Below are 16,530 nucleotides of genomic sequence, written 5' to 3' on the forward strand. Positions count from 1 at the left end.
TCAGCGCTCATCCTTTAGCTATTCTTATCAAACATTCTCACTGGATACCCGACAGATGATGACGACGCTTGAAATTCCATCTGTGCTTTCCAGTTCGCAGCGCCGCTGCCAGGTGCTTTTGATGCTTTTCCTGCCCGATGCTGCCGTCACCGCACAGAGTATCATTGCTGCCAACGGGGTGGACGACGCGCTGGCACGGCAAGATATAGCCGAGACGCGCGATGAAATCCAGCGCTATCACCGGCTGGAGATTGTCACGCACCACGACGGCAGCTACCGAATTGAAGGCACAGCCCTGAATCAGCGTTTATGCCTGCTGCACTGGCTGCGCCGTGCGCTGCGGCTTTGCCCGCAGTTTGTCTCGCACCAGTTTACCCCCGCATTAAAAACCGCACTTAAACAGCACGGCATTGCGCGGCCGCTTTACGACGATGCGAACCTGCGGGCGTTGATCGGCTTCTGCTCCCGCAAGCTCCAGCGCCAGTTTGAATGTCGCGACGTCCAGTTTTTACAGCTCTATCTGCAATACTGTCTTATCCAGCACCAGCTCGGGAATACGCCGCAGTTTTCCCACGTTCAGCGCAGCTGGACCCAGTCGAGAGGGGAGTATTTTACGGCCCAGGAGATTGTGCGTCACTGGAGACGGCGCGTCCCGCAGGGCGCCCACGGGGATGAACAGCTGTTTCTTGCCCTGCTGTTTATGATGCTCCGCACGCCCGATCCGGTGCTCGATAAACACCAGCAGGATCGGCGCCTGCGCCGCGCCATCGTGCGCATGGTGGCCCGTTTTCGTTCGCAAACCGGAATGAACTTCAGCGACGAGCAGGGGCTGACCGATCAGCTGTATATCCATCTGGCTCAGGCGCTGGACCGCTCGCTGTTTGAGATCGGCATCGACAATAGCCTGCCGGAGGAGATCCACCGTCTCTATCCCCGGCTGTTACGCACCACGAAAGAAGCGCTGCAGGAGCTGGAAACGGAATTTGAGCTGCGATTCTCCGATGAAGAAATGGCGCTGGTGGCGGTCATTTTCGGCGCCTGGCTGATGCAGGAGACCGATCTTCATGAAAAACAGGTGGTGTTGTTAACCGGAGAGGATAAATCCTGTGAAGAGGTGATTGAGCAGCAGCTGCGCGAGCTAACCCTTCTGCCGCTCAACATTCGCTACCTGACGCTGCAGGCTTTCCAGAAAGAGGGGGCACCGCGCGAAGCCGCGCTGGTTATCACCCCCTACCCTACCGCCCTGCCGCTGTTCTCGCCGCCGTTGATCCATGCCGTGGAGACATTGAACGCGCAGCAGCAAGAACATATTCGCGCCATGCTGGAATCATAGCGAGGCGCGCGCGGCCACTTTTGGACGCACAACGATGGCGGGTAAGGCAACCAGGGCCATCACCCAGAAGACGCCCTGCCCCAGATGCTGGTAGAGGAACCCCGCGAAGACCGTCATGATTGCGATACTGCCCCCCATGGCCACCGCCGAATAAACAGCCTGCAGACGAATGACGTCTCCGCCCTCGCGCGCGGCGATATAGCGCATCGCCGCCAGGTGACATACGGTGAAGGTGCCGCAGTGCAGAATTTGCGCCACGATCAGCCACGGCAGATCGGTCGTCCAGCCCATAATCCCCCAGCGCGCCACGCCGCAAATCGCGGAAAGCAGCAGCAGATCGCGCGCGCCAAAGCGTCGGAACAGCTTTTTGCTCAGGGCGAAAATAATGACTTCGGCCACCACGCCCAGCGACCACAGATAACCGACGGCAGAAGCAGAATATCCCGCCCCCTGCCAGTAGATAGCGCTGAAGCCATAGTACGCCGCGTGCGCCCCCTGGAGCAGGCAAACACACGCCAGAAAACGCCAGCTCTGTGCGACCAGGCTCCGCCAGGCGGGCCAGCCTGCGCTCTCCTGATGGCGACTTTCCCCTTGCGGCATCACAGACGGACGCAGCAGCATGCCCAGCAGCATCGAAGCAATACCGATACTCAGCAGGGCGAGAATGGCGCGATAATCGCAAAGGCTCACCAGTTTACCCACCAGCGCGGAACCGATGACAAAGGCGATTGAGCCCCACAGGCGCACGCGACCGTAGTCCATGGTGATCTGCTTTTGCCAGGTGTTCGCCAGAGCATCCGTCAGCGGCACCAGCGGTGAGAAGAACAGGTTGAAGCCGACCATCACCACCATCAGCCAGGCAAACTGGTGGCTGACCCAGAAGCAGGCCACAAAGACCAGCGTCAGCAGCGCGAGAATGCGCACGGCCTTGATCAGCAGAGAGGGATCGCTGACGCGCGGGGCAATCAGCAGGCTGCCGAGGAAACGCGCCACCAGCCCTGCGCCCAGCAGCACGCCGATGGTTTCCGGAGTCAGGCCGATACCCTTAAGCCAGACGCTCCAGAAGGGCAGAAAAATACCGTAGCTAAAGAAATAGGTGAAATAGCTGAGCGCCAGCCAGCGCGTGGAATGCAAGACCATGAATCCCTCCCGAAATCGAGGCCATAGTCTGGCGAGAATAGAAAAATTAAGCAAGTAGATAGCCTGCTATAAATTAACGAAAAATTAACATCTTATGCAGTCGCCTGGCTTATGGCAGGGAATGAAAATATGTATTACGTTTAAATTACTCCACTTGCAGAGGTTTTTCTGCCATGAACTCACTACGTTATTTCGATTTCGGCCAGTCACGTCACCTGCTGCTGCTCATTGGCCGCATCGCGCTTGTCGTGCTGTTTATTATCTTTGGCTATCCAAAACTAACGGGGTTTAGCGGCACCGTACAATATATGACCTCGCTGGGAACGCCGATGCCCATGCTGGCGGCCATTATTGCGGTGGTGATGGAGGTACCCGCCGCCATCCTGATCGTACTGGGTTTCTTCACCCGCCCCATCGCGGTACTGTTTGTGTTCTACACGCTGGGCACGGCGGTGATTGGCCATCACTACTGGGACATGACCGGTGACGCGGTCGTACCGAATATGATTAACTTCTACAAGAATATCAGCATTGCCGGCGCGTTTATTTTGCTGGCGATAGTTGGCCCCGGGGCAATTTCCCTCGACCGGCGTTAAGCCATAAAAAAAGGCCGCAAGCGCGGCCTTTTTTATTTCTGCAAAGCAGAGGAATTATGCGTATACCGGGAAGCGTGCGCAGATATCCAGAACTTTACCTTTGACGCGCTCGATAACCGCTTCGTCATTAATGTTGTCCAGAACGTCACACATCCAGCCAGCCAGCTCTTTCACTTCCGCTTCTTTGAAGCCGCGGCGAGTCACGGCCGGAGAACCGATACGGATACCGGAGGTCACGAACGGGCTCTTCGGATCGTTTGGCACGCTGTTTTTGTTTACGGTGATGTTGGCGCGGCCCAGGGCAGCGTCAGCTTCTTTACCGGTCAGGTTTTTATCAACCAGATCCAGCAGGAACAGGTGGTTTTCAGTCCCGCCGGATACCACTTTGTAGCCACGGTTCAGGAACACTTCCACCATCGCTTTGGCGTTCTTAGCAACTTGCTGCTGGTAAACCTTGAACTCTGGCTCCATCGCTTCTTTCAGCGCCACCGCTTTTGCCGCGATAACGTGCATCAGCGGGCCGCCCTGCGCGCTCGGGAACACCGCAGAGTTCAGTTTTTTGTACAGCTCTTCGTCACCGCCTTTCGCCAGGATCAGGCCACCGCGTGGACCCGCCAGGGTTTTATGGGTGGTGGTGGTCACAACGTGCGCGTGCGGAACCGGGTTCGGGTAAACGCCAGCGGCAATCAGGCCCGCCACGTGCGCCATGTCAACGAACAGGTAAGCGCCGATGCTGTCTGCGATTTCACGCATTTTTGCCCAGTCAACGATACCGGAGTAAGCAGAGAAGCCACCGATGATCATCTTCGGTTTGTGCTCTTTGGCCTGCTTCGCCATGTCTTCGTAGTCAATTTTACCGGACTCATCAATACCGTAAGGGATGATGTTGTACAGTTTGCCGGAGAAGTTAACCGGGGAGCCGTGAGTCAGGTGGCCGCCCTGCGCCAGGTTCATACCCAGCACGGTGTCGCCCGGCTGCAGCAGCGCGGTGTAGACCGCAAAGTTAGCCTGAGAGCCAGAGTGCGGCTGCACGTTCGCGTAGTCAGCGCCAAAGAGTTCTTTCGCACGGTCGATAGCCAGCTGCTCAACGATATCAACGTACTCGCAACCGCCGTAGTAGCGCTTGCCCGGATAACCTTCAGCGTATTTGTTGGTCAGCTGAGAACCCTGCGCCTGCATCACGCGCGGGCTGGTGTAGTTTTCGGAGGCGATCAGTTCGATGTGCTCTTCCTGACGTACTTTTTCCTGCTCCATAGCCTGCCACAGTTCGGCATCATAATCGGCAATGTTCATTTCACGCTTTAACATCCGCATCTCCTGACTCAGCTAACAAGTAAATTTTGGCCTGAAAAGGCAGTCCTGTTGGACGACGGGCAACAGTATAACTGAATAGTTCTGTGATAACAGGTCTTGACAAACGATTTTACGCAAACGTTTTCCTTCGCGCCACGCAAGGGTTTGAGGAATAAAGCTCTCGCTTATTTCAACGGATTTCTTTTCAGGTTTGTGATGCACATTTTTCATCTTGCAAAGAACCCTTTACACCGCAGGGATATTTTTTATAAGATGCATTTAAAATACATCATTAAAGTCACATCAGAAGGATGCGCTCATGCTCGACGCTCAAACCATCGCTACCGTTAAGGCCACCATTCCCCTGCTGGTAGAGAGGGGCCCTAAACTCACCGCCCATTTCTACGATCGCATGTTCACGCATAACACGGAGCTCAAAGAGATTTTCAACATGAGCAACCAGCGTAACGGCGATCAGCGTGAAGCGTTGTTTAACGCCATCGCAGCGTATGCCAGCAATATCGAAAACCTGGCCGCCCTGCTGCCCGCGGTGGAAAAAATCGCGCAGAAGCATACCAGCTTCCAGATCCAACCCGAGCAGTACAACATTGTCGGCGGCCACCTGCTGGCAACGCTGGACGAGATGTTCAGCCCGGGCCAGGAGGTGCTGGACGCCTGGGGTAAAGCCTACGGCGTGCTGGCAAACGTATTCATTAATCGTGAAGCACAAATCTACAGCGAAAACGCCAGCAAGAACGGCGGCTGGGAAGGGACGCGCGCCTTCCGCATCGTTGAGAAAACCCCGCGCAGCGCGTTAATTACCAGCTTTGAGTTTGAGCCGGTGGACGGTCAACCGGTGGCCGATTACCAGCCGGGCCAGTATCTCGGAGTCTGGCTGAAGCCAGAAGGCTTCCCGCATCAGGAGATCCGCCAGTATTCCCTCACCCGCAGGCCAAACGGCAAAGGCTACCGCATTGCGGTGAAGCGTGAGGACGGCGGCCAGGTATCCAGCTGGCTGCATAACGAAGCCAGCGTAGGTGACGTGGTCCATCTGGCCGCGCCGGCGGGCGATTTCTTTATGGCCGTTGAAGCAAATACCCCGGTTACGCTGATCTCTGCGGGCGTCGGCCAAACGCCGATGCTGGCAATGCTCGATACGCTGGCAAAATCACGCCACGGCGCGCAGGTTAACTGGTTCCACGCTGCGGAAAACGGCGAGGTGCACGCCTTTGCGGATGAGGTGAACACGCTCGGGGCGTCCCTGCCGCGCTTCACCGCGCACACGTGGTATCGCCTGCCGACGGAGGCGGATCGCGCATCGGCCCGCTTTGACAGTGAAGGTCTGATGAATTTGAGCCAGCATGAAGGGGCGTTTAGCGCGCCGGAGATGCAGTTCTACGTCTGCGGACCGGTGGCGTTTATGCAGTATGCCGCGAAGCAGCTGGTAGCGCTGGGGGTGAATAAAGACAGCATTCATTACGAGTGCTTCGGCCCGCATAAGGTGCTGTAATGCAAAAAGCCCCTCAAACGAGGGGCTTTTTTTCGCCGGGTGGCGGCTGCGCCTTACCCGGCCTACAAAACCGTTGGCATCGTTAAATCGCGGCGTCGTCTTCTTCGCCGGTGCGGATACGGATCACGCGCGCCACGTCAAAGACGAAGATTTTACCGTCGCCGATTTTGCCCGTCTGCGCGGTGCGGATAATGGTATCCACGCAGGTATCGACGATATCGTCGCTGACCACGATTTCAATTTTTACTTTCGGCAGAAAGTCGACCATGTACTCTGCGCCACGGTAAAGCTCGGTGTGGCCCTTCTGACGACCAAAACCTTTCACTTCCGTCACGGTCATCCCGGTGATGCCGACTTCCGCCAGCGCTTCACGCACATCATCCAGTTTGAAAGGTTTAATAATCGCATCAATCTTTTTCATGGTGGGTCCTTAAACGCTTGCCTGTAAGCTGCCTCGTAATCGATTGCTCACAGTACCATACGGCATTACTCTTTAAAATCGTTAGCTTCCAGCTCGTGGCGCGAGAGGAGCTTGTAAAACTCGGTGCGGTTGCGTCCGGCCATTCGCGCCGCGTGGGTCACGTTGCCTTTGGTGATCTGCAGCAGCTTGCGCAGATAGTTGAGCTCGAACTGGTTACGCGCCTCCGCAAACGTCGGCAGGGCCGTGTTTTCCCCTTCCAGCGCCTGCTCCACCAGCGCGTCGCTGATCACCGGTGAGGAGGTGAGCGCCACGCACTGCTCAATCACGTTGACCAGCTGACGCACGTTACCCGGCCAGCCTGCGGCCATCAGCCGCTTCATCGCATCGGTAGAAAAGGCGCGCACGAACGGTTTATGGCGATCGGCCGCCTGGCGTAAAAGATGGTTCGCCAGCAGCGGAATGTCTTCCGCACGCTCCGCCAGCGCCGGGATCTTCAGGTTGACCACGTTCAGACGGTAGTAGAGATCTTCGCGGAACTCGTTGCGGGCCATCACTTTTGGCAGATCGCGGTGGGTCGCCGAAATAATACGCACGTTAATATCAATGTCGCGGTTGCTGCCCAGCGGGCGCACTTTGCGCTCCTGCAGCACGCGCAGCAGTTTGACCTGCAGCGGCGCGGGCATGTCGCCAATTTCGTCCAGGAACAGCGTGCCGCCTTCCGCGGCCTGGAACAGCCCTTCACGGCTGCTCACCGCGCCGGTAAAGGCGCCGCGGGCGTGACCAAACAGTTCAGATTCGAGCAGCTGTTCCGGCAGCGCGCCGCAGTTAATGGCGATAAAGGCATTTTTACTGCGCGGGCTGGCGTTATGGATCGCCTGCGCCAGGATCTCTTTCCCGGTTCCGCTCTGGCCGTTGATCAGCACGCTGACGTCGGACTGCGCTACCATCCGGGCCTGTTCAAGCAGACGCAGCATAATGGGGCTGCGGGTGACGATGGACTCCCGCCACGCTTCATCCCCCGCCGGGGCGGCATGTTCCAGCGCGCTGTCGATTGCCTTATACAGCGCGTCTTTGTCCACCGGCTTGGTCAGGAAGCTGAAGACCCCCTGCTGCGTCGCGGCAACCGCATCCGGGATCGACCCGTGCGCGGTCAGGATAATCACCGGCATACCCGGCTGCTGCTTCTGGATCTCTGCGAACAGCTGCAGGCCGTCCATTTCGTCCATCCGCAGGTCGCTTATCACCAGATCGATTTTCTCGCGGCTGAGGATCTTGAGCCCCTCCAGCCCGCTTTCCGCGGTCACGACGCTGTAACCTTCACTCACCAGGCGCATCCCCAGCAGCTTTAACAGCCCGGGATCGTCATCCACCAGTAAGAGATGGGCTGGTTTACGGCTCGTCATGCTTTACATCCTCTTGTTTCGGCGTATCGCTGTCCGGCGCGGCGGATGAGCTCCCCGGCTGATATTTACGCGACGAGAGCTGCCTTTCGATATCGGTCAGGTTCTCCAGCTTGCGCGTCGTGGTGTCCAGCTGCGTGCGTAGGTGCTGCTGCTGTTGGCGCAGCGTATCAAGCTCGCTGTCGGTTGACTGCTGTAGCCTGCTGTAGCGGGAGCGCTCTTCAGACAGCTGAAGCTGTAATGTCTGCCCATCGCGCCAGAGCTGGTATACCGGGCGTACCTGCACGGGAAGCGTGACCACCAGCGCGTCCAGTCGGGTTACGTTGGCCCGGCGTTCGACGGGGGTGATTTTCGCATCAGCCAGCAAAATGCCGCGCTTGAAGGCGTCCTGCCAAGTGTCGTCATCCAGCATCGCCGCCTTCGAGCGGGCGTCGACCGGCGCCAGACGCTGGGCGCAATCTATGCCACGCAGCCAGAACAGCGGGTTGCTTTCGACGTCATGACCTGACAGGTTCCAGATGTCGTCGCAGCGGGTCGAAAGGAAATCGGCCACCTGGTTGTCGGGCCATTTATCTTCTTGTTTGTCGCTAATGGCGCTTTGTGGCGCATGGGAAACGCATCCTGCCAGAAATAAACAGGGCAGGCTCAGGCGAAGCGCGTTGCGGGAAAACACCGCGCGTACGGCGCGGAAAAAGACGTGTGACATACTCACCAGACATAGATTCATTTTATTGATTTTTCCGGCTCAGGGGCAGTTCGATACGGAAGCAAACATCCGAACGTTCGTCCGTAGCAATGTTTAGCTCACCCTGCATGCGTCGTATGCAGTCCCGGGCGATGCTTAAGCCCAGACCACTGCCTTTCACCGCACCTTTCCGCTGATGACTTCCCTGGAAAAAGGGCTCGAAGATCATGGTTTTTTCGTCATCAGGGATCGGGGTGCCGGTGTTAGCGACGTCGATAAACACCCGGGAACCCTTCGTATAGCTTCGGATATAAATGTTACCGGATTCAGTACCATAGTGCACCGCATTGGAATAAAGATTATCCAGAACGCTCATTAACAGCATGGGTTCAGCGAGACAGCTAGCCGCATTGAGCTCTACACCGGTATGCATCATTTTAGCTCTTGCCGGCAAGCTGTGGGCGGAGATCACCATATCCACCAGCGGTTCAATGTCGACATTTTCCAGTACGACCGCGCCGTCGGCCAGCTTGCGGTTGTAGTCCAGCAGCTGCTCAATCAGCTTCTGGAGATTGCGGCTGCTGTTATCCAGGATCTCGACAATCTCTTTCTGTTCTGGCGTCAGGGGTCCTGCCACTTCATCCGCCAGAAGCTCCGTCCCTTCACGCATGCTGGCGAGCGGCGTTTTAAGCTCATGAGAGATATGGCGCAGGAACTGATGGCGTTGAGATTCGAGCCACGCCAGGCGCTCGGACAGCCAGATAATGCGCTGACCGACGGATCGCAGCTCGCGGGGGCCTTTAAAGGCGACCGTGTCCCCCAGCGATTTGCCCTCCCCCAGGCGGTTGATCATCCGCTGAATGCCCTTCACCGGGCCGATGATCATGCGGGTAAAGAGCAGGACCAGGCCAAGGCTTACCAGGAACAGCACCAGCGCCTGCCAGCCGAAGAACTGCCCGCGTTCGGCTATTTCCTGCTGGAGCTGCTGGCCGCGCGAGAAAATCACCGTGCGCGTTGACTGCACCATCTCGGTATTGGCGCTGGCAAACGCTTCAAGACGCGCGGCGGCGGCGGCATCCGGCCCGCTGTTGCTGCACTGGAGCTGGGCGAGATCGTTCAGATCCTGACGTAACGCCTGATACAGCTTGTCGTCAGGTAAAACTCCCGCGTGGGCGTCCAGCATTTCGCTGTAGCGTTTACGCTGGCTTTGATACACCTTTTCCAGCGTCCGATCGTCAAGCACGCAATACTGACGATAGCTACGCTCCATCTCCAGCGCGGCGTTGGTCATCGCTTCACTGCGCCTCGCGTCGATGAGCGTCGTGCGGTTGGTCAGCGCCGCCTGCGCGCTCAGCGCGTTCAGGCTCTGCCACGCCTGCCAGGCAAGGATCAGCAGCGGCAGCAGGATCAGCAGGAAAGCCATCATGACGAGCTGTCGCAGGGAGCGGGGGAAAACGGGCCAGCGTTTCAACGCATTACTCTCTTAACGGGGGTTTACGCAGAGCGTAACTGAGTCTGCCCTTCAGATACAACAAAGCCGGGTAAAAACCCGGCTTTGTCATGGAATGAGGCGGTGCCTAACTCGACGTTTCGCCCTGGCCTGATAAAGCATCGCTATGATCAGTAGTTGGACGGCAGGCACCTTTTTGTGCGTCATTCGAAGTTTATGTAGCGCGTCCCGAAGGGGCTGACATAAGAAGGTGAATGAGCCACTGGTTAATATTATGCAACACCCGTGCCAGAATGCAAAACAAAATATTAACATATTGATATATATGATTTTTAGTCGTTTAGCCTGTTAATTATCGATTGAATGATTTCCAGGCTAAGTGTCGCTATTCAGCAACACCTTAAAGGGAACCTTTGCCACCCTATATAAATCAATAGGTTAAATGTCTCCTTTTGGAGACGCCTGGCTCACAGGATTGTCGCGATTTTGCGACAAGGACAAAAAAAGCCCGGTGGCGCTGACGCTCACCGGGCCTAAAGGTAGGTCGTTGAAACTTAACCCAGCTGTTTACGCGCGTTGCGGAAGATACGCATCCACGGGCTGTCCTCGCCCCAGTTCTCCGGATGCCAGGAGTTGCTCACGGTACGGAACACGCGTTCCGGGTGCGGCATCATGATGGTCGCACGCCCGCTTTCGCTGGTCACCGCCGTAATACCGTTGGGGGAGCCGTTCGGGTTAGCCGGGTAGGTTTCCGTGACCTTGCCGAAGTTATCGACAAAGCGCAGCGCCACCAGGCCTTTGCTCTCCAGCTGAGCCAGATGCGCAGAGTCACGCACTTCTACCTGGCCTTCACCGTGGGACACGGCGATTGGCATCCGTGAGCCAACCATTCCCTGCAGCAGCAGAGACGGGCTTTGGGTCACTTCCACCAGGCTGAAGCGCGCTTCGAAGCGGTCGGACTGGTTGCGCACGAAGCGCGGCCAGGCTTCGCTGCCCGGGATCAGCTCGCGCAGGTTAGACATCATCTGGCAGCCGTTACACACGCCCAGCGCCAGCGTCTGCGGACGGTGGAAGAAGGTTTCGAACTCGTCGCGCACGCGGCTGTTGAAGAGGATGGACTTCGCCCAGCCTTCGCCCGCGCCCAGCACGTCGCCGTAGGAGAAGCCGCCGCACGCCACCAGCGCCTGGAAATCTTCCAGGCCGGTCCGCCCGGCCAGCAGGTCGCTCATGTGGACGTCGATGGCGTCGAAGCCCGCGCGGTGGAAGGCAGCCGCCATCTCAACGTGGGAGTTAACGCCCTGCTCGCGCAGCACGGCCACCTTCGGACGCGCGCCGGTCGCAATGTACGGCGCGGCGATGTCGTCGTTGATGTCGAAGGAGAGCGTCACGTTCAGGCCCGGATCGTTGTCGTTAGCCTTGGCGTTGTGTTCCCGATCGGCACATTCCGGGTTATCACGCAGGCGCTGCATCTGCCAGGTGGTTTCCGCCCACCACATGCGAAGGGTGGTGCGGCTTTCGCTGAACACCGCATGGCCGTCTGCTTCAATGACGAAGCGGTCGCCCTGAACGGCTTTACCCAGATAGTGCACGCAGTCTGCCAGGCCGTGCTGCGCCAGCACGGCTTCAACCGCGTCGCGATCCGCGGCACGCACCTGAATCACGGCACCCAGTTCTTCGTTAAACAGCGCCGCCAGACGGTCTTCGCCAAGCGTTGCAATGTTCGCTTCCACGCCGCAGTGGCCGGTGAAGGCCATCTCTGCCAGCGTCACCAGCAGGCCGCCGTCGGAACGGTCGTGGTAGGCCAGCAGCTTACGCTGCGCCACCAGCGCCTGGATGGCGTCGTAGAAGCCTTTCAGCTGCGCCACGTCGCGCACGTCGGCTGGCTTGTCGCCGAGCTGACGGTAAACCTGCGCCAGCGCGGTTGCGCCCAGCGCGTTGTGGCCTTTACCCAGGTCAATCAGCAGCAGGGCGTTGTCTTCGGTCGCAAGCTGTGGCGTAACGGTGTGACGCACGTCCTCCACGCGGGCAAACGCGGTGATCACCAGCGACAGCGGAGAGGTCATCTCGCGCTGCTCGCTGCCTTCCTGCCAGCGGGTTTTCATCGACATGGAGTCTTTACCCACCGGGATGGTCAGCCCAAGCGCAGGACAGAGCTCCTCGCCCACCGCCTTAACGGCTTCATACAGGCCAGCATCTTCGCCTGGGTGACCGGCAGCGGCCATCCAGTTTGCGGAGAGCTTGATACGCTTGATATCGCCAATCTGCGTCGCGGCGATGTTGGTCAGCGCTTCACCCACCGCCAGACGGGCAGAGGCAGCGAAGTCCAGCAGCGCCACCGGGGTACGTTCGCCGAGAGCCATCGCTTCGCCGTAGTAGCTGTCGAGGCTCGCGGTGGTCACGGCGCAGTTCGCCACCGGGATCTGCCACGGACCGACCATCTGATCGCGCGAGACCATGCCGGTCACGGTGCGGTCGCCGATGGTCACCAGGAAGGTTTTCTCTGCCACAGCCGGCAGGTGCAGCACGCGGTTGACCGCTTCCGCCACGGTGATGCCCTGGCGATCCAGCGCTTTGCCCGCCGCTTTACGGGTGGTGACGTCGCGGGTCATCTTCGGCGTTTTACCGAGCAGAACGTCGAGCGGCAGATCGATCGGCTGGTTATCAAAGTGGGTGTCGCTTAAGGAGAGATGCTGCTCTTCGGTCGCTTCACCGATGACGGCATACGGCGCGCGCTCGCGGCGGCACAGCTCGTCAAACAGCGGCAGCTGATCCGCCGCCACCGCCAGCACGTAGCGCTCCTGGGATTCGTTACACCAGATTTCCAGCGGGCTCATGCCCGGCTCATCGCTCAGGATATCGCGCAGGTTGAAGCGCCCCCCGCGACCGCCGTCGCTCACCAGCTCCGGCATGGCGTTGGACAAACCGCCCGCGCCCACGTCGTGGATAAAGAGGATCGGGTTGGCGTCGCCCAGCTGCCAGCAGCGGTCGATTACCTCCTGACAGCGACGCTCCATCTCCGGGTTGTCGCGCTGCACGGAGGCGAAATCGAGATCCGCGTCAGACTGGCCGGAGGCCATTGAAGAAGCCGCCCCGCCGCCCAGGCCGATGTTCATCGCCGGGCCGCCGAGGACGATCAGCTTCGCGCCGACGACAATCCCGCCTTTCTGCACGTGATCGGCGCGGATGTTGCCGATCCCGCCCGCCAGCATGATCGGTTTGTGGTAGCCGCGCAGCTCTTCGCCGTTGTGGCTGTCCACTTTTTCTTCATAGGTACGGAAGTAACCGTTCAGCGCCGGACGGCCAAATTCGTTGTTAAACGCCGCGCCGCCCAGCGGGCCTTCGGTCATGATGTCGAGCGCGGTCACAATGCGCTCCGGCTTGCCGAAATCTTCTTCCCACGGCTGTTCAAAGCCCGGGATACGCAGGTTGGAGACGGAGAAACCGACCAGACCCGCTTTGGGTTTAGCACCGCGACCGGTCGCCCCTTCGTCGCGGATTTCACCGCCGGAGCCGGTCGCCGCACCCGGCCACGGGGAGATCGCCGTCGGGTGGTTGTGGGTTTCAACCTTCATCAGGATATGCGCGGGCTCCTGGTGGAAGTCATAGCGCCCTGCTTCGCGATCGGCGAAGAAGCGGCCCACCTCGGAGCCTTCCATCACCGCGGCGTTGTCTTTATAGGCAGACAGCACGTGGTCAGGGGTTTGCTCCATGGTGTTTTTAATCATTTTGAACAGCGACTTTGGCTGCTGTTCGCCGTCAATAATCCAGTCGGCGTTGAAAATCTTGTGGCGGCAGTGCTCGGAGTTCGCCTGCGCGAACATATAGAGTTCGATGTCGTTCGGGTTACGGTTGAGCTTAACAAACGCATCCTGCAGGTAGTCGATTTCGTCTTCTGCCAGCGCCAGGCCGAGACGCAGGTTGGCGTCAATCAGCGCCTGACGGCCCTGACCCAGCAGGTCTACGCTCTGTACCGGCGCAGGCTGATGGTGAGAGAACAGTTTCTGCGCGTCATCGAGAGAGGCAAATACGCTCTCCATCATGCGATCGTGCAGTTCAGCCGCAACCGCCTGCCACTGCGCGTCGCTCAGGGTAGAGGCTTCCACGTAGTACGCCACGCCGCGCTCCAGACGGTTAATCTGGCTCAGACCGCAGTTGTGGGCGATGTCGGTGGCTTTGGAAGACCAGGGGGAGATGGTGCCCGGACGCGGCGTCGCAAGGATCAGTTTGCCGGTTGGCGTATGGCTGCTCAGGCTTGGGCCATACTTGAGCAGGCGTTCCAGCTGGACGCGCTCCTCTGCATTCAGGGGGGCATTCAGGTCAGCAAAATGGACATACTCAGCGTAAATATTGCTTACCGGAAGGTCGGCCGCCTGAAAACGTGCCAGCAGTTTGGTAATACGGAAGGCAGACAGTGCAGGCGAACCACGCAGAATTTCCATCATAAGTCTCTCGTCTTCGAAGCGCCGGGGCGCTTTCAGTGTGCGCAAGGGGGGAAAACGGGCGTCATTATAGAGAATCCTGAGCGCTGACGAAACCGTTTGCGTCGAAATAAAATTGCCGCAGAGATTTAACAATAGATGTGACCTGCTTCTCTAATAGGTTGCCAAGTGGCGCAAGTTTACGCAAAATGCCGCTCATTCAATGGCAAACCTGATTATTAACATGGCTACAGCAGACTAAGGCAACCGGCGTCGCAGAGAATTAACTAATTGAAAAAATTAAAGATTAATTATCTGCTCATCGGCATTGTAACGTTGCTGCTGGCAGTGGCCCTCTGGCCTTCTATTCCCTGGTTCGGCAAAGCCGAAAACCGTATCGCCGCCATTCAGGAGCGGGGGGAATTGCGCGTCAGTACCCTCAACTCTCCGCTGATTTACAGCGACATCAACGGCAAAATCATTGGCCTGGATTATGAACTGGCGCAGCAGTTTGCCGATTATCTTGGTGTGAAGCTTAAAATTACCGTTCGCCAGAATATCAACCAGCTGTTTGATGACCTCGATAACGACGATGCCGATATGCTCGCCGCCGGGCTGGTGTATAACAGCGAGCGCAGCAAGAACTACCAGCCGGGCCCGACCTACTACTCCGTTTCGCAGCAGCTGGTTTACCGCGTCGGGAGCCAGCGCCCGCGCTCGCTGGCCACGATTAACGATACCCAGTTGACGATTGCGCCCGGTCACGTGGTGATTGAGGATCTGCGGGAGCTCAAGGAGAAGAAATTTCCCGACCTGAGCTGGACGGTGGATCCGAAACTCGGCACGACCGAGCTGCTGGAGCAGGTAAAAGACCAGAAAGTGCCCTACACCATTGCCGATTCGGTCGCGATCAGCCTGTTCCAGCGCGTGCATCCTGAAATCGCCGTGGCGCTGGACGTCACCGACGAGCAGCCCGTCACCTGGTTTAGCCATCTTGATAACGATCAGACCTTTTCTGCCGCGATGCTCGACTTCTTCAACACCATCAATGAAGACGGAACGCTGGCCCGCCTCGAGGAGAAGTACCTCGGCCATGGTGACGACTTTGACTACGTTGATACCCGCAGCTTCCTGCGCGCGGTAGACAGCGTCCTGCCGGACCTCCAGCCGCTGTTCGAAAAATACGCCCAGGAGATTGACTGGAAGCTGCTGGCGGCCATTTCGTATCAGGAATCCCACTGGGATACCCAGGCCACGTCTCCGACCGGCGTACGCGGGTTGATGATGTTAACCAAAAACACCGCGCTGAGCCTGGGCGTGAATGACCGCACCGATGCGGAACAGAGCATCAGCGGCGGCGCGCGCTATCTGCAGGATATGATGGGAAAAGTCCCGGAAACGGTGCCGGAAGAGGAGCGGATCTGGTTCGCGCTGGCGGCTTACAATATGGGCTACGCGCACATGCTTGACGCGCGAGCGCTGACGGCCAAAACAAAAGGCAATCCGGACAGCTGGTCAGACGTAAAACAGCGGCTGCCGCTGCTCAGCCAGAAGCCATGGTACAACAAGCTGACATACGGCTACGCGCGCGGGCATGAAGCCTACGCCTACGTGGAAAATATCCGTAAATATCAGATTAGCCTGGTCGGGTATCTGCTGGAGAAAGAGAAAGAGGCGACGGAGGCCAAACAGCTGGCCCAAAGCTACCCTGTCGTGGCGCCGGACGAGCTTAATCGCCCGACAGCTTCAATTCTGCCTTTTGCTGCTTTTTCTGCTGACGGCGCATTCGAAAGAAATCGCTTAATAGTCCCGAACACTCTGGTGCAAGCACCCCGCCGATAGTTTTCACCTGGTGGTTCATTCCCGGGTGACCCAGCACGTCCATCAGGGAACCGGCCGCACCGGTTTTTTCATCCCGCGCACCGAAGACCAGGGTACCGATCCGGCTGTGCACCATCGCGCCGGAGCACATCACGCACGGCTCCAGCGTCACGTACAGCGTCGTGTCAAGCAGGCGATAGTTTTTCAGCACCAGCCCTCCCTGACGAAGCGCCATGATTTCGGCGTGCGCGGTAGGATCGTGGCGACCAATGGGACGGTTCCACCCTTCACCAATCACCTGGTTATTGTGGACCAGCACGGCGCCCACGGGCACTTCGCCCTCGTCCCAGGCGCGCTGAGCGAGCGTTAGCGCATGGCGCATCCAGTATTCATGGTCGAGTTCAGGGTTGGACAACGGTTGATACTCCAGTCGAAAAGCGGGGCGCATTATACACGCCGATTA

At 58.3% G+C, this 16,530-nt stretch carries 12 protein-coding genes; 4 read left to right on the plus strand and 8 right to left on the minus strand.

All coding sequences use genetic code 11. From position 1 onward, the window contains the following. The first annotated feature begins 55 nt into the window (after positions 1-55). The gene (csiE, locus tag FY206_RS18335) at positions 56-1,333 is read left to right on the plus strand and encodes a stationary phase inducible protein CsiE (protein WP_032643635.1); all 1,278 of its coding nucleotides are present in this window, start codon (positions 56-58) and stop codon (positions 1,331-1,333) included. Here csiE and FY206_RS18340 read toward each other — a convergent pair. Beyond that, a complete protein-coding gene (locus FY206_RS18340) occupies positions 1,328-2,473 on the minus strand; it encodes a 3-phenylpropionate MFS transporter (protein ID WP_032643636.1) in 1,146 nt (381 codons plus the stop codon). The genes csiE and FY206_RS18340 overlap by 6 nt on opposite strands. Before the next feature lie 173 nt (positions 2,474-2,646). Here FY206_RS18340 and FY206_RS18345 point away from each other — a divergent pair, with 173 nt between their 5' ends. Then, entirely contained in the window at positions 2,647-3,069 is a 423-nt protein-coding gene (locus tag FY206_RS18345; RefSeq protein WP_032643637.1) for a DoxX family protein, read from the plus strand. A 54-nt stretch (positions 3,070-3,123) separates the two neighbouring features. Here the strand turns inward: FY206_RS18345 and glyA are convergent, their stop codons facing one another. Then, on the minus strand, positions 3,124-4,377 hold the full coding sequence (glyA, locus tag FY206_RS18350; RefSeq protein ID WP_008502165.1) for a serine hydroxymethyltransferase: 1,254 nt from the start codon (positions 4,375-4,377) through the stop codon (positions 3,124-3,126). A gap of 304 nt (positions 4,378-4,681) precedes the next feature. Here glyA and hmpA point away from each other — a divergent pair, with 304 nt between their 5' ends. Beyond that, a complete protein-coding gene (hmpA, locus tag FY206_RS18355) occupies positions 4,682-5,872 on the plus strand; it encodes an NO-inducible flavohemoprotein (RefSeq protein WP_032643638.1) in 1,191 nt (396 codons plus the stop codon). An 82-nt stretch (positions 5,873-5,954) separates the two neighbouring features. Here the strand turns inward: hmpA and glnB are convergent, their stop codons facing one another. The 5 genes from glnB to purL form a co-directional block, all read right to left on the minus strand. Next, on the minus strand, positions 5,955-6,293 hold the full coding sequence (gene glnB / locus FY206_RS18360; protein ID WP_003860685.1) for a nitrogen regulatory protein P-II: 339 nt from the start codon (positions 6,291-6,293) through the stop codon (positions 5,955-5,957). A gap of 65 nt (positions 6,294-6,358) precedes the next feature. Beyond that, positions 6,359-7,696: a two-component system response regulator GlrR gene (gene glrR, locus FY206_RS18365; protein ID WP_023308835.1), complete on the minus strand. Its 1,338-nt coding sequence runs from the start codon at positions 7,694-7,696 to the stop codon at positions 6,359-6,361. Beyond that, positions 7,683-8,420 (minus strand): two-component system QseEF-associated lipoprotein QseG, encoded by a 738-nt coding sequence (gene qseG, locus FY206_RS18370; protein WP_032643639.1) that lies wholly within the window; start codon positions 8,418-8,420, stop codon positions 7,683-7,685. Before qseG ends, glrR begins: the two co-directional genes overlap by 14 nt. A 1-nt stretch (position 8,421) precedes the next feature. Next, positions 8,422-9,849, minus strand: coding sequence for a two component system sensor histidine kinase QseE/GlrK (gene qseE / locus FY206_RS18375; RefSeq protein ID WP_032643640.1), 1,428 nt, complete (start codon positions 9,847-9,849; stop codon positions 8,422-8,424). Between the two features lie 533 nt (positions 9,850-10,382). Continuing rightward, complete coding sequence (gene purL / locus FY206_RS18380; protein ID WP_045889901.1) at positions 10,383-14,270, minus strand: phosphoribosylformylglycinamidine synthase; 3,888 nt, start codon at positions 14,268-14,270, stop codon at positions 10,383-10,385. Between the two features lie 267 nt (positions 14,271-14,537). Here purL and mltF point away from each other — a divergent pair, with 267 nt between their 5' ends. Continuing rightward, positions 14,538-16,088, plus strand: coding sequence for a membrane-bound lytic murein transglycosylase MltF (gene mltF, locus FY206_RS18390; protein WP_032643642.1), 1,551 nt, complete (start codon positions 14,538-14,540; stop codon positions 16,086-16,088). Here mltF and tadA read toward each other — a convergent pair. Beyond that, positions 15,976-16,482, minus strand: a complete 507-nt coding sequence (gene tadA / locus FY206_RS18395; RefSeq protein ID WP_206753008.1) for a tRNA adenosine(34) deaminase TadA — start codon at positions 16,480-16,482, stop codon at positions 15,976-15,978. The two genes, mltF and tadA, sit on opposite strands and share 113 nt — an antisense overlap. Positions 16,483-16,530 lie beyond the last annotated feature (48 nt).

Origin of the sequence: Enterobacter chengduensis (genome assembly GCF_001984825.2) — a bacterium.
Lineage (GTDB): Bacteria > Pseudomonadota > Gammaproteobacteria > Enterobacterales > Enterobacteriaceae > Enterobacter > Enterobacter chengduensis.

Coding starts and splice junctions, on each gene's coding strand:
- csiE (WP_032643635.1), top strand. CDS start 56: ATGATGACGACGCTTGAAATTCCATCTGTGCTTTCCAGTTCGCAGCGC.
- FY206_RS18340 (WP_032643636.1), bottom strand. CDS start 2,473: ATGGTCTTGCATTCCACGCGCTGGCTGGCGCTCAGCTATTTCACCTAT.
- FY206_RS18345 (WP_032643637.1), top strand. CDS start 2,647: ATGAACTCACTACGTTATTTCGATTTCGGCCAGTCACGTCACCTGCTG.
- glyA (WP_008502165.1), bottom strand. CDS start 4,377: ATGTTAAAGCGTGAAATGAACATTGCCGATTATGATGCCGAACTGTGG.
- hmpA (WP_032643638.1), top strand. CDS start 4,682: ATGCTCGACGCTCAAACCATCGCTACCGTTAAGGCCACCATTCCCCTG.
- glnB (WP_003860685.1), bottom strand. CDS start 6,293: ATGAAAAAGATTGATGCGATTATTAAACCTTTCAAACTGGATGATGTG.
- glrR (WP_023308835.1), bottom strand. CDS start 7,696: ATGACGAGCCGTAAACCAGCCCATCTCTTACTGGTGGATGACGATCCC.
- qseG (WP_032643639.1), bottom strand. CDS start 8,420: ATGAATCTATGTCTGGTGAGTATGTCACACGTCTTTTTCCGCGCCGTA.
- purL (WP_045889901.1), bottom strand. CDS start 14,270: ATGATGGAAATTCTGCGTGGTTCGCCTGCACTGTCTGCCTTCCGTATT.